This window comes from Algoriphagus sp. oki45 (assembly GCF_036245605.1).
In the GTDB taxonomy this organism is placed as follows: Bacteria; Bacteroidota; Bacteroidia; order Cytophagales; family Cyclobacteriaceae; genus Algoriphagus.
This window is the reverse complement of record NZ_BTPC01000002.1, coordinates 187,427-200,807: the sequence shown is the minus strand read 5'-3', so window position 1 is coordinate 200,807 and position 13,381 is coordinate 187,427. Positions and strand designations below refer to the sequence as shown.

Here is a 13,381-nt window from a genome sequence, read left to right as displayed (position 1 = left end):
CCGTTGGCAATAATTTAAAACAATAAACATGAAATTAATTAGAGAATTATCTTTATTATTTTTGATTGTATTTATTTCATGCAATCAAGAGGTTAAAATCGACACTAAAATCCCCTTGTCTGATGCTCAGCTCGTTGGAAATGAAATTATTGAAACGGATTTTGGTGACATTCAACTCAACGAAACCTACATTACAAAATCATCCATCCAGACTTTAAATGACCAATTGGCTTTACAAAGAGCTATAGAAGTTTATCAATGGTCACTGCCAATAACCACCTTTGGTATGTGGTATAAAGCCCATTTTGACGTTTACGAAGCTGATGATTTGGATTTTGTGGAGTATGAATCGTTTAACGAAAAAGTAGGTATTGTTACCTCTAACTCAAGCACTCCCTACATTGTTACCTGGCTTGATCTTTCACGAACCGGACCTGTTGTTATCGACTATCCTGCGGGCCCATCTGCCGGTTCTATCATGAACTTCTTCCAACTTTCTATAGCTGATTTAGGTTTTACCGGCCCTGATAAAGGTAAAGGTGGAAAGTATCTTATTATCCCACCCAAGTATGACGCCTCCATTCTGGATATAAAAGGTGTATATGTAATCAATGCCTCAACCAATAAACTTTTTATCGGCACCCGCTTTCTTTCACCAGACCAAGAGCTCAATGATCAAATGAAAGCTCAATTCCTCGTAGGCAAGTACGGGGAGGAACTTAGGCCTGCGCGGTTTATTACAAAAACAGATAAAAGATTTAGGGGACATCCTTTTCGCGGCCTGAAGTATTTTGAATTGGTGCATGAGGTCATTCAAAATGAACCCGTAGCAGAGGAGGATAAAATCTTTAATACGTATATGAAATATTTAGGCATAGAAGATGGAAAACCATTTAATCCCAATGACACACAAAAGCAGTTGTTTACGGAAGCTGCCAATTTAGGCGAACTAATGTGCAGAGCAAACCAGATTATGCCAAGACAGAACAAGCCTTTTTACAAAGGCAGTAGATGGTATAGATTGCTTTCAAATTTTCCGGTTACTAAAACCACACCGGATATATACTTTTTAGATGAAAGCAATGAATATCTATATGAAGCAGTGACCATAACCAGAGGGATGCAATCTAACGAACCAGGACCAGGAACTACAAGCTATCTGACTACAAAAGAGGATGCAATGGGTAATTTTTTAAGTGGTTCAAAAACTTACAAATTACATTTGCCTGCCGGAATCCCAGCCTCTAATTTTTGGTCTTTAGTTCTTTATAGTGAAGATACCCGATGTTTTATTGACAATAAAGATGCTAAGGACAAGTTGCGTGCTACTAGTATAGATTCGAGAGACAAAAACCTGGTAGTGAATTCGGACGGAAGTGTTGACCTGTATATTGGACCAAAATCACCTGAAGGAAAAGAATCCAATTGGCTGCAAACGATACCCGGGGAAGGATGGTTTCCTTTATTCAGAACCTACGGTACCCAACAGGCGTTCTTTGATAAAACCTGGAAAATTGGTCAATTTGAAGTAGTAGAATAAAAACACAATAAATAATCATCAAAATGAAATCAAAATTAAATCGTGCCCTTTTTTTGTGCTTGAGCATTATTATACTCGTTGGATGTGAGCAAAATGGAAGTCAAAATAAACCAAATGAGAACCAATCAAAGCCAGCAAGTGACCCATCATCAGTGCGCATAGCTGAATTTATCCATTGGTATCCAGCAATTGAACAAGCGAAAATGAGGGATGCCTGGCTTAGCGAGAATCAATATGGAGCGTGGACATTTAGCGGCATGGTTACCGCAGATGACCGAACAGTAATTACCCCACAAGCCGATGTAAACTATGGTTACTCGTGGTTTAATATCTCGAATGAGCCCGTTGTTGTCACCATGCCAGAGTACGACAAGTATTATTCCTTATCAGTTTTCGACATGAATCACTTTGTAGAGGTAAAAGTAATGCCCAAAAAGCCGATTGTCATTCGCTTGCCTAGCCAAACATCTCCAATTAAAGATGCTTTGGAGATCGTTATAAATACCTACCAGGGTTTAGCGTTTACCAGGCAGGTGATTGTGGGTAATGAACCCGAGGTTATGGATCTGGCGAAAAATATTACCATTACCGGAGGTGGTGGCGATTTTCCATTTACAATTCCTGAGTTTACTGAAGAAGAGACAGCAGCCGGACTGGAGTTGATCAAAGCATACGGACTTCAACAAAAAGACGGGACAAGACTTTTCGGTTCTCAATTTGAAGGTGTTGGGGATATGGATCGTGCGGCAGGTGTATTTCTTGGCCAGTTGGGAACACAGGCAAGATACGTGCAATATACACAGTATGTAAAAGACCAAAATGGTGAACCGGTAAAAGGAACAGGTACCTATGAAATTACTGTTCCTGCCAATGGTTTAGTTAAAGACTCAAATGGTTATTGGTCACTTACTATATATTCGATGGAAGACCGGTACTTAATCCCAAACTCCAAAAATCGCTATTCATTCACTTCATATGAGGCAAAACCCAACAGCGATGGAACATTTACCTTAAGAATAAACCCAGAGGGTGATGGTGAAAATGCAATTCCAACGGCAGGTGTAGATTTTTACGGTGTTTTTAGAGTATATAATCCCGTTGAAAATTTGACATTCCCTCAAATCGAAAGAAATTAGATTAATGTGAGGTCTCATTTCGAAAAAGAAAAACTATTGCCAACAACTAAGCTTTCGTTGCGTGCGTAGCACGAACAATGAAAGCGCTGTTGCACGAAACCGGTGAGGTGCCTATGGGGATTGAGTCGGAATTTCAGTTGGATTTGTAGGGTTAGATAGCTCAAAAAGTCCTCTTAGAGTTGTTGAGTAAGTTCCAATAGCCTCTCAATTATAAGTTTTGTAGCCCCTCCAGACTTGTTTTGGAAGGGCTTCTTTGTGTCATGGGCCTGCCTGACCAACGGGTTGGCATAGCTTCGCCCCTCCTGAGGCGGGCAGGCTGCCGACAAAAATCAGGAATTAAAATTGGGTTAGTACAGTAGAAAACACTGCCTTTGGCGGGCCACGCTTGGGCAGGCGCTGGATGCTCACCATGCTTTCCTTCTGACAGCAAGGACAATATCGCGGGTTGAAGCTTTCCAGAATTCTGGGTTCGGGTTCCGGAATCGAAATTCCAAGTTCCCGATGGATTAGCGGAATGGTGAGCTGCTTTGCCGAACTTCCCAATATTCCAAAGTGTCGGATCCGAACCAGTCCTTTGGGCAGAATATGCATGGAGAATCGCCGGATAAACTCCAGATTGTCCAGACTCATCTCCAACTTTTGGGCTCCCTGACGATAGTCTTTGTAGCTGAACCTAGTCTGTGCTGGACCAATGTCCAGAATCCGGTGATTGGAGATCGCTACTTTGTGGGTATACCTGCCCAGGTATTCGAGGACTGCTTTGGGATGTCCAAAGGGCCGCTTGGCATAGACTACCCACTCTTTTTTGAAGAGCTGATCGATCAATTCCTTCTCCGGTATGACTCGGGACTTGAGTGCTTTGACATACTTGGCGCGAAAGACTTTGCTCATCGCCTTGACCGGAAACAGGTATTTGCCCTGAGTTTTGGCTGTCTTCCACCTTCCGCTTTTAGTCAGCCCTCCTCCCGGTACGATGCAGTGCAGATGCGGATGCAGCGTCATGGTTTGGCCCTGCCTTTGCCGGCAGGCAGGCCCAAGTGTGCAGAATAGCAATCATTCCGGCTTTTGCCGCTAAGTGTTTGGGGTCTTTGGCAAAGCAGCGGACCGTCTGCCATGCTGCTTCAAACAGACTGTCATAGACGGCCTTGGGCTCATACATCGCCAGCTGATTCAGCGTGTCAGGCAGCGTGAACACGACATGGAAGTAGGGCACAGGAAGCAGTTCGGCTTCCCGCTTGGATATCCATTCCTCCCGGTTCTTACCCTGACACTTCGGGCAGTGCCTGTTCCTACAACTATTGTAGCTGATCCGGGTATTCCCGCAGTCGGTACAGGCATCCACATGGCCGCCCAGATCGGAAGTCCTGCAGCGTTTTAATGCAGAAAGCGTCCGCAACTGCCAGCGGTTGATCTGGGGATGATGCTCCACCTCGGCCCAATGCTGTCGGAGCACCTGAGCCACTTCGTGATTGGCTCTCAACGACGGGACAGATACAGTCGGTCCAATGGACTGAAGGCACGGCACTTGTCGGTCTGGGCTACATGAAGGTAGATCATCGTGGTATCGATGGACTCATGACCCAACAGATCTTTGATCGTCAGAATGTCCAGCCCCTCTTCCAGCAGATGCGTGGCAAAGGTGTGTCTGAGCGTATGCACATTCATCGGCTTTTGGATCCCGGCTTTCTTTTTGGCTTCATTCACCGCCCACTGTACACCCCGCTGGGAATAGCGGGAGTCGAAATCCCCGCCCGCACGGCCTTTGATCTCCCGATCGGCACTGTTGAACACCCAGATATGAGGCTGCTCAGCCTCCAGATAGGCTTTCAGCCCCCGGATCAGGATATCCGCCAAGGGGACGTAGCGGTCTTTCTTGCCTTTGCCATCCTTCACGTGAAGTACTTTCCGGTCAAAATCCAAGTCGGCAATTTTCAGATTCCGGACTTCAAAGCAGCGAAGCCCACAGCCGTACAGCAGGCCGATCAGCACGCGGTGCTTGAGCAGATTGGGAGCTTTGAGCAGTTTGCGAACTTCCTCCTGGCTCAGGACTACGGGAAGCTTTTTGCTCCGCTTAATCGTGGGAAGCTCAATCCGCTTGTCTTTCATACCCTCGATCCGATAGGCGAAGCGAAGGGCATAGACGGTAAACTTGAAGTAGGAATCCGAGGGGGTGTTGTGTCCCCGCTTGACCAGATGCAGGTAATCATTGACCCGGTCGGGATCGACCTCAGTGGGCAATTCATTGAAATGAAGGGCAAGTTTGGCCAGATGACGGCCATAGTTGGTGACTGTACTTTGACTTTTGCCGGCCACGGTAACTTTTTGCTCAAACTTGGCCAGTAGTTCAGCAAATCCAGCTATCTTGGAGCAAGCGGTCTGGAGGAGGTTTTCTTTTTTTTCATGATTGAAAACGGTTAAGATTGAATCAAAAAGTTACCTCTTTCCGGCTGCTTATCGGAGAAACTACCGCAGGTTTAGTGCAACACCGTGTTTAAGTAATTGCCGGGTGTTGTGTCCCTATTCAAATCGCTTTCTTAATTTCGTACTTATCGGGGGAGAGTTGCGCTGCAGGTCGGGTTTAACATTCCGTTTCACTTCATTTTTAAACCCTCCTACTCCGGCAACTCCTTAAACACAAAACGTTATGCCTAATGCTAAAAGACGGCAATGACAGTAACCTATGACAAATACTATCAGACAGAAAACTTATTCGGAGAGCCTTATCCTGAATTGATCGAGTTTTTTAGTGGATTTCCAACGAAAGGGAAAGTACTGGACCTAGGTTGCGGACAAGGAAGAGATGCAATTGCTTTGGCGAGACTTGGCTACTCTGTGACAGGAATTGACAACTCAAAAATCGGTATCAATCAAATGAAGGAAATCGGACAAAATGAAAAATTGGATTTGGATGGGCAAGTCGGAGACATTTACACTTTTGACCGTTTTGGTGAGTTTGACTTTGTTCTATTGGATAGTATGTTTCATTTCGCCAAGAAGGACAGAGAACAAGAAATAGAACTGATTAAAAAAATCGTTTCGGATATGAGAAACGGATGCCATGTTGTCTTTTGCATTCAGGACACAGGAAATAAAGTCCAAACTCTCAACAAAGCAATTGACTTTGAAAGAAAACAAAAACGATTTATCGACAAGGACTTCAAGTATGTTTTTGAAGATAAAGACAGCGGAAATAAATCTGAAACAGATTATCGTATGATCGTAATTGAAAAATAAAGAACAAGACTAAGCACCAAATCGGGTATAGCAAATGCGTGCTTACTGCTTAATTAATGAAGGCATTTCAACTAAATAACATTCGGGCTAGTGGACAAAGATTTGGTTTCAAAATCCAGCACTTGCCATAGCCAGGGCCGTTAGAACATCAAGCCTGTTTCTATTCCTTAGTGGGAATTCTCCCATACTCCCTCACCGAAAAGCCAATCATCCACCAGCTTACCCAAGCTACATAAGTGTACATTTCGGCATTGGCCGTGAATAGGGGCAAAAGTAAGCCAACCTTTGTAGCTGCTCCGACAAAGGCAATCCGAGCCTTGGGTGTAGAATCTGTTCCGTAAAAAACCCGCAGGCTTAGTACCACCCCAGAAGCTAGTATCAGGATATACAATAGCATCCCAATCCAGCCCAACTGCACCCCGTAGATCAGAAACTGGTTTTCTCCCCCTACCCGAAGTTCATCCGTGACACTTCCGGCATTGCCACTCATGGCCAAGCCTATCCCCAAGGGATTGGCAACCATAGAATCTAAAGCCAAAAGCCACTCCACCACGTGACCGATGCTGGAGGTATTTTCGAATGTGAGTGTATCGATCACGAAAAAGTAAAAGTCCTCAGAGGCAAAAAAGACCACATAAATACCAAATGCCAATAAGGCCAAAAAGCCCGCACCGATCAGTTTGTAGAGTCGAAAAACCAAGGCGATAAAGAAAATCATCACGAAAAAGGCTCCAAAGGCTGCTCTCGAAGCGGAAAAAACCAAACTGCCCAAAGAACAGGCCATCACCAGGAGGTAGAGCCAGTTGTATTCTCTTTTGCTGGTCAAAAACCAGATCAATCCTGCCGCAAAGCCCATCAAAACCGAACTGGCCATTTCCAGAGGATCCGAAAAGAAACTCGCCAATCGCTTGGTCACCGCTTGGGTTTCAAAGGTCCAGGTCAGACCAAAGTTCCCTGTGGGCTCAATGTCATTGATCGCAAAATTGTAGAGTGCATAGCCCGTAAACTGCTGCAAGTGGGCATTGAGCAGGAAATTTTCTACCAGATTGACCAGAAAAGCCCCAATAGCTACAAAAAAGATAATCTTGAAAACCCGCTGAATTTCGAAGTCTGAAAAGGTAGTATTTCTCCCCAGAAAATAAACCAAGCCGGGAATCAGCATGCTTTTGAAATACAGCGCCTTATTCAAAAACGAGGCCTGCCCGATGGGAAGCAAGAGATAGCCAAAGGCCAAACTCAGCAATGCCAAGAAGAACCAATCCGTAGACTGCAACCGGAAGGGATACTCGGCGATTTTCCGATGATAAAGGACAAATACCAGCAGCCCTACCAAGACCACCAGCTCCTTGAGGATTTGAAATATACTCACCACGGCAGCCGATTGAGTGGCTAGGTACACCACACTCAAGCTGGTAATGTAAAATGGAAGAAATGCGGCAAGAAAGAAGATGGCATAAGTCCATTTTCCCTGAAAAACCATCTTTTCCAGTGTCCAGAGGAATCCTACCCCTACCGCCAATGCGATCAATAGAAAGACGATCAGGGCCATTTTGGAGCGGGTTTAATCGGGGTAAAAAGGCCATCTTTGATTCCTTTGGCCACAGCTTTGAGCTTTTGAAAACGGCCTCGAAGCAGGAAATATCCCATCCAAAGCGTAAATCTCCCCAAATTATAGATGAATCCTAAAGGAATATTCTGATTTCGAATTAAGAATAATTGATTGCGCACATGGAAATAAAACACCTTTGCACTCAAGGTTCCTTCAGAGTGTGACTTTTTGGAGGAAGCTCCGGCTTCATGGTAGATTTTTGCTTCAGGAACCAACCCGATTTCAAAGCCCTGATTCCGAATTCTCAGGGACCATTCCACATCTTCGAAATAGGCAAAATACTGCTCATTGAGGAGTCCTGATTGTAGAATGGCTTCTCGAGTAAGCAACATGCAGCAGCCAGTCGCCCAGTCTAGTTTTTTCGAAAATGGCTGATAATTTTTTAAGGTTTTTCGGTCCCCTAGGGTTTTGGCACGACCGAGCAGGGAGATGAATTTTCCACCGGCCGACCAGATTTTTTCGGGTTCATCCAAAAAGCAAATCATTGGCTGCAGCAGGCCTAGTTTGGGATTTTTTGAAAAGGAAAGCATCATTTTTCCCAAAAAATCCTGCTCCACCAGGGTATCATTATTTAGGAGCATGAGGTGAGAAAAACCCATTTCTAAGGCTTTTCTGATGCCTACATTGTTTCCTCCCGCAAAACCCAGATTTTGCTCATTCTCCAAAAGCACAAGCTTTGGAAATTCCTTCTTCAGCACCTGTCCTTCGGGTTTTTTGGAGTCATTATCCACCAAAATCACCTGAAAATCGGGATAGTCTACTTTTTCCAAAGAGCTTAGGCAGGCCCGGGTAAATTCCTGCCCATTCCAATTGACCAAAATGATCGCTACCGAAGAGTCAGGTGTAAAAGCCACGGATTAGCTCTTTTTTGTGCCGATACAGCAGCGTGAGACAAATCAAAAACACGACGATCTCGGTGGAGATAATTCCGATACAAAGGCCAAGGCCTCCCAAATAGCTGGTCAGAATCGCCGAAACAACGATCATGTAAACACACATCATCCAGCTGGCTTTAAACAGCAACTCCTTCAGGTCTGCTACCAAAAGCAGAGTTACATTTCCCACATTCAGGCAGGCTAAAAAAGGAACTGCCGCGAGGATTTTCAGATAAATCACCGACTCCTGCAAGTCTGTTCGGGAAAGAACCCTGATGATCCAAGGCGCTGTAAAATGTGCCCCTGCCGAAATTACCATTCCAGCCAAAAGCACCCGCAGATAGACATTTTTTAGAAAGCGGAAAAAGCGTACCGGATCTTCCTTGTGAAGTTTGGACGCATTGGGAAAAATGGCCTGAATGATCAAAGCAGGAAATAGTCTCAAAACCATCACCACTCGCTCCGCCAAGCTATACATGCCCAAGGTCTCAGCAGCAGAGAAGAAGCTCAGAATAATCAGTCCTCCATTAATAGAAATATGACTGGCCAGATTGGAAAAGAAAAGCAGGATGTTTTCCTTCAGGCTTTGGTAAATGGCCGAAAACTCAGGTCGATAAAACCTGATACCCATAAATGTATGGATGTAAAAAAGGAGCATCAGATTGATAGAAAGTCCAAAAAATCCCAACATAAAGTTCACCCACTGGCTTTGCTCCGGACTGTGGATAAAGAGCACAATGCCCATCAAAAAGAGGAGTTTAGAGAAAATATTGGCGATAGAGACGAGTTTCATTTTTTCCATCCCCTGAAAAAACCACAGCGGCAAGGTCGCTTCAGAAAACAGGAGTAGGGAAGAATAAACCAGAATAAGCCGATATTCCTGAAATAGATTGAATCCAAAAGCCCCGATGAAAATGACCAAAGTCGCAAGCAAAGCCAGGATGATTTTGCCTGAGAAAACATTGGATACCAAGTGGGATAAGGAATCTTTGTCCTCCTGATTGATGGCCACTTCTCTCGGGGCACTGAGATTGTACCCAAAACCGACCAGGATATTCAGCAGAATGATCACTGAAAGCGCCAAATTGACCAGTCCAAACTGATCCACCCCGATGCTTTGGATGAGCAGAGGCATGGTAATGATGGAAATCAGCACATTGGAGGACTGGATGATCGCCAGAAACAAAAAGTTCTGAATCGACTTGTTTCGGATAAAATTACTGAGCGGAAGTAAGGTGAGTTTTTCAAACATGGCAGCTTGGGTTTAGCTTTCCTGCACATGTTTTTGATACAGTCTGCGGAAGTAGAGACCAAAAAGAACGAGGAGACCTGTAATGACCGCCCCCAATACCATTCCCTTGACGAGTCGGATCTCGGACCGCTTCAGGGGAAATCTCGGGGAGTCGATGATCTGGATCAAAGGCGAATTATTGCGGTGATTGACTTTCGCGATTTCCAAGTTTTTGACGATTTCCTGATAGACGGCTCCCGTCGCTTGCACATCGATCTGTCGCTTCCGGCTTTCCACAGTGGCACTGTTGAGCAGGGGATTAGCATTGGGAACGCGGTCCTGAGCCGTGGCATAAGCCCCTATACTTTCGTCCAAAATAGCCCGAACGGAATCGGCCTGAGACTGAAGGATGGAGAGATTTTCTCCGGTTTTTTTGGTTTTGGTCTCGAAGTAAAAGGTATTCACCTTGTTCACCAGCGTTTCATTGAAGACCTTGGCGAAAGGTTCGTCTTTTGAAGAAATGCTCACCTGAATGATGCTGAGCTTTCGGTCAGGCTTGGTCACGGACAATTGCCGCTCCCGGATCAGCTTGGCCACCTCTTTGACGACCGAGTCCTGTGCTACGGAAAACTGCCCCCTGGAGATAGAAAAGTCCATCGAGGGGATATCCACTTTGGAAGCCCATTTCTTATCCAGTTCCTCAAACTCTACAAAGCGATCGATCAGGAGTTTTTCCCCATCAAAGGGACTGAGCAAAGTCTCCCCGAGCATTCGGTCAGACTTGTACAGTTCCATGATATTGTCCCCCTGGAAAAGCCCGCTGGTACTTCCTAAAGAGCCCAAGTTCACTCCCACCAAAGAAGCCAGTCCGGACATCTGACTGATCCCTCCGGCATCTCCCTCTTCCAAAACAAAAGAGGTTTCAGCATGAAAAACAGGTTTTTTGAAAATAGATACCAAGGCACCTAAGGCCAGACCAATTATCCCTGCTGCGAATAAGATTTTCCATTGGGAAAGAAAAAAAGCAAACCAATCGCGAATATTCTGGACAACTTCGCGAAGGGTAAATTGGCTATCGGAAAAGTGCTTATTCTCTGTCATGGCTGGTTCCAGTTGATTTGCGAAAGTACCAAAGCCAGAGTGGCCAAGCCGGTCGTAATACCCACTACATCTCCCAAACGAAGCGGAACTCTCGGCCCTTTGGTAGGTACGATCACTTCTGCTCCAGGCTCGACTGTCGGATAATTTCGAATTCCCAAAAAGCCTTTGGTCCGCTTCACCGCTCCGTTGGCATAGACCACATAGGTCTGCTTTCGATTGGCTCTTCGCTCAAATCCTCCTGCCCCGTTGATGTAGTATTTTAGTCCTCTGCCGCTTTCATGTCTCAGGGTAGTCGGATAGACTACGTCTCCTCTCATTCGGACTGTCTGCAATAGCTTGGGCACAGCCAAAATGTCTCCTTCTTCCAGAAGCAGATCTTCAGCAGAGCCCGGATTTTGGAGGATTTTTTCCAGATTGATGGCGACTGCTTCAGACTCTTTCAATTTCACTGCAAATCCCGGAGTACTGACTGCGATCTGATCCAAAGATTCTCTTTTTGCATTGGAAAGCAAGGAATCCACGGGATTGGTTTTTTCCTTGGGCAAATCCCTGAATAGGCGCTGCAACAATTCTTCCTGGGCTTCCGAGTTGTTGGGGTCTTCCAAAAGTTTGAGTCGGAGCGCCTCCAGATTTCTCTGTCGGCGGATTTGCTCGGATTCGGTATTGAAAAATTCGGTCCTTCGAATCAAGGTAGCCCCTTTGGCATAGGCAAATTGGTTCAGACCACCCGCCCGGTTGACTAGGTCAGAGACCCGTTCCAGGCTGGTTTCGATGGCAAAAATTCCCGGTGAATTTACCTGACCCTCTACCGCCACCAGTTTCTGCATATTGAAATTGGCCCTTTTTCTTACAATCACCTGATCGAAGGGCTGAAGCTCAGGGGCATCTGAGCGGAAAGACAAATCAGGATTGACAGCAGTGGGAATAATGTCCGCCAAAGTGCCCAAATCCGCATCTTCCAGCCTTCTGGCGATTTCGATATCCTGGGTGTTCGCAGATTCCTGAAGGCCTCCCGCCAATAGAATCAATTCCTCAGGAGTCATTCCAGCTGAGTAGGGATAGGTGCCCGGTCTTTTTACCTCTCCCAAAATCTGAACATAACGCTCATTTTGGATATCGTAAATGGAGTAAATGCGAACCACATCTTCCCGCTGAAGGATGATATCCGGTTGAGTGCCGTCTAGAATCGCTTTCAGGTTTACCTCGATGATTTCCGAGCTCAGATTGTCCCGTGTTCTCAAGATACTGGCTCTTTGGGTATAAGCATCACCTTTGAGGCCTTCCGCATTTTTGAGGAGTTGGGTCAGTGTAAGTCCTTCAGTCAAGGAGAAAGTGCCCTGTCTGAAGACAGCCCCTTTGATCTGTACCCGGTTGGCGTATCGGTCCAATATTCGACCCACAGTGATTTCGTCTCCCCCTTGGAGGAGAAACAGGCCAAATTGATTCTGATAGATATCCGATACCGAGCGCTGATTTCCGGTAATTCGGGAAATCCCGATCCGGTCACGGAAAGCCAAATCCGTAAAACCTCCCGCATAACCCAGTAAATCCTCAAGATTGTCACCGGGCTTGGCTTCAAAAGTCATGGGGCGCTTCACCTCTCCGGATACTTTCACCCGGGCAAGGTAGGGCTTGACCAAGATCACATCCTGATCCTGAAGCTGAATATCCAGATTGGCAGTTCCTTTGGTCAGGAGCTCGTACACATCGATTTCAGCCACTTTTTTGTTATTCCGGATCAGTTCGATGGCTCGAAGAGTCCCGTTTTCGTTGGGCCCGCCTGCTGCATAAAGTGCATTGAATACTGTGGAAAAAGCACTAAGCGTGAAGGTACCCGGCAGCCTCACCTCATTTAGAATATGGACTTTGATGGTTCGGACATTGCCCAAAGTGACTTGGAGGAAGGTATTTGGACTGCTCCCGCTGAGACCGGGATAGAATCGGCTCACCCGGTTTTTGATCAATGCGGTGGCTTCTTCGAGGCTTTTGCCTGATACCGATACCGGACCGATATTGTCCAGAAGGATAAAGCCTTCAGGGTTTACTGTGGCTTCGTAGTATTTCTCAGACTGTCCGTAGATATCCACATAGACCAAATCTCCGGGACCCAAAACATAGCTTTTTGGAGTAGCCTGATTCAGACTGGGCTCAAAGCTGAGTCTTCTGTTTTTTTGGTAGAAAAGTGAGGAACCAAAAATGGTCTCGCCCCCCGAACTATCGGGAATTTCTTGGTATTGGGCGATTCCTTGGGTGATTTCGTTGAGATCAACCTGCTGTCTAGGCTCTCTTTTGGAGACCGAACCCATCCGGGTAGCAGAGCCAGTGGTGTCCAAGGATTCTATTCTTCTTCTCAGTTTTTCCACTTCTGCAGGAGGCATGCCTCGCATTTGGGCCATCTGCAAAAACTCTACTGTACTCAATCCGGCCGCATTTGCTCTTTGGATCAATTCCTCGATTTGTGCGTCACTGAGCTCATCCACCTGAATGGTGGAAATATCCATAGACTGCTGGGAAAAAGCTTGAGGACTAAGGAAAACCGGCAAGGAAACCAAGGCAAAAAAGTACCAGATTCTTTTGAATAAAGTCATGGGCAAAAGACTGTTGCAGGTGAATTAAGGGCAAATCAACCACTAAAAATCCATCAATTTCTTAATT

At 45.7% G+C, this 13,381-nt stretch carries 9 protein-coding genes and 1 pseudogene; 3 read left to right on the top strand and 7 right to left on the bottom strand.

What is annotated here, in order from left to right; genetic code table 11:
- Positions 1-28: 28 nt before the first annotated feature.
- A complete protein-coding gene (locus AAA942_RS10365) occupies positions 29-1,540 on the top strand; it encodes a DUF1254 domain-containing protein (RefSeq protein WP_338220197.1) in 1,512 nt (503 codons plus the stop codon).
- A gap of 23 nt (positions 1,541-1,563) precedes the next feature.
- A complete protein-coding gene (locus tag AAA942_RS10360; RefSeq protein WP_338220196.1) occupies positions 1,564-2,676 on the top strand; it encodes a DUF1214 domain-containing protein in 1,113 nt (370 codons plus the stop codon).
- Between the two features lie 336 nt (positions 2,677-3,012).
- Here AAA942_RS10360 and AAA942_RS20320 read toward each other — a convergent pair.
- Both AAA942_RS20320 and AAA942_RS10345 read right to left on the bottom strand, forming a co-directional pair.
- Positions 3,013-4,156 (bottom strand): annotated as a pseudogene (locus tag AAA942_RS20320) (IS91 family transposase).
- Positions 4,153-4,989: a tyrosine-type recombinase/integrase gene (locus AAA942_RS10345; protein ID WP_338220193.1), complete on the bottom strand. Its 837-nt coding sequence runs from the start codon at positions 4,987-4,989 to the stop codon at positions 4,153-4,155. The pseudogene AAA942_RS20320 and the gene AAA942_RS10345 overlap by 4 nt, the downstream one beginning before the upstream one ends.
- A 354-nt stretch (positions 4,990-5,343) precedes the next feature.
- Between AAA942_RS10345 and AAA942_RS10340 the strand changes: the two genes are divergently transcribed.
- Positions 5,344-5,910 carry a class I SAM-dependent methyltransferase gene (locus tag AAA942_RS10340; protein ID WP_338220192.1) on the top strand — a complete coding sequence of 189 codons (567 nt, stop codon included), beginning with the start codon at positions 5,344-5,346 and terminating at the stop codon, positions 5,908-5,910.
- Positions 5,911-6,070: 160 nt separating this feature from the next.
- On the opposite strand, the gene AAA942_RS10335 is transcribed toward AAA942_RS10340, so the two are convergent.
- Genes AAA942_RS10335 through AAA942_RS10315 form a run of 5 tightly spaced genes read right to left on the bottom strand, consistent with a single transcriptional unit; the run spans position 6,071 to position 13,314 of the window.
- Positions 6,071-7,459, bottom strand: coding sequence for an O-antigen ligase family protein (locus tag AAA942_RS10335; RefSeq protein WP_338220191.1), 1,389 nt, complete (start codon positions 7,457-7,459; stop codon positions 6,071-6,073).
- Entirely contained in the window at positions 7,450-8,373 is a 924-nt protein-coding gene (locus AAA942_RS10330; RefSeq protein WP_338220190.1) for a glycosyltransferase family 2 protein, read from the bottom strand. The genes AAA942_RS10335 and AAA942_RS10330 overlap by 10 nt, the downstream gene beginning before the upstream one ends.
- The gene (locus tag AAA942_RS10325; protein WP_338220189.1) at positions 8,357-9,646 is read right to left on the bottom strand and encodes an oligosaccharide flippase family protein; all 1,290 of its coding nucleotides are present in this window, start codon (positions 9,644-9,646) and stop codon (positions 8,357-8,359) included. The genes AAA942_RS10330 and AAA942_RS10325 overlap by 17 nt, the downstream gene beginning before the upstream one ends.
- A 12-nt stretch (positions 9,647-9,658) precedes the next feature.
- Complete coding sequence (locus AAA942_RS10320; protein ID WP_338220188.1) at positions 9,659-10,726, bottom strand: exopolysaccharide biosynthesis protein; 1,068 nt, start codon at positions 10,724-10,726, stop codon at positions 9,659-9,661.
- On the bottom strand, positions 10,723-13,314 hold the full coding sequence (locus AAA942_RS10315; RefSeq protein ID WP_338220187.1) for an SLBB domain-containing protein: 2,592 nt from the start codon (positions 13,312-13,314) through the stop codon (positions 10,723-10,725). Before AAA942_RS10315 ends, AAA942_RS10320 begins: the two co-directional genes overlap by 4 nt.
- Between the last annotated feature and the right edge of the window lie 67 nt (positions 13,315-13,381).

Excerpts from the sequence above, each read along its gene's own strand:
- AAA942_RS10365 (WP_338220197.1), top strand. The coding sequence starts at position 29 with ATGAAATTAATTAGAGAATTATCTTTATTATTTTTGATTGTATTTATT.
- AAA942_RS10360 (WP_338220196.1), top strand. The coding sequence starts at position 1,564 with ATGAAATCAAAATTAAATCGTGCCCTTTTTTTGTGCTTGAGCATTATT.
- AAA942_RS10340 (WP_338220192.1), top strand. The coding sequence starts at position 5,344 with ATGACAGTAACCTATGACAAATACTATCAGACAGAAAACTTATTCGGA.
- AAA942_RS10335 (WP_338220191.1), bottom strand. The coding sequence starts at position 7,459 with ATGGCCCTGATCGTCTTTCTATTGATCGCATTGGCGGTAGGGGTAGGA.
- AAA942_RS10325 (WP_338220189.1), bottom strand. The coding sequence starts at position 9,646 with ATGTTTGAAAAACTCACCTTACTTCCGCTCAGTAATTTTATCCGAAAC.
- AAA942_RS10320 (WP_338220188.1), bottom strand. The coding sequence starts at position 10,726 with ATGACAGAGAATAAGCACTTTTCCGATAGCCAATTTACCCTTCGCGAA.
- AAA942_RS10315 (WP_338220187.1), bottom strand. The coding sequence starts at position 13,314 with ATGACTTTATTCAAAAGAATCTGGTACTTTTTTGCCTTGGTTTCCTTG.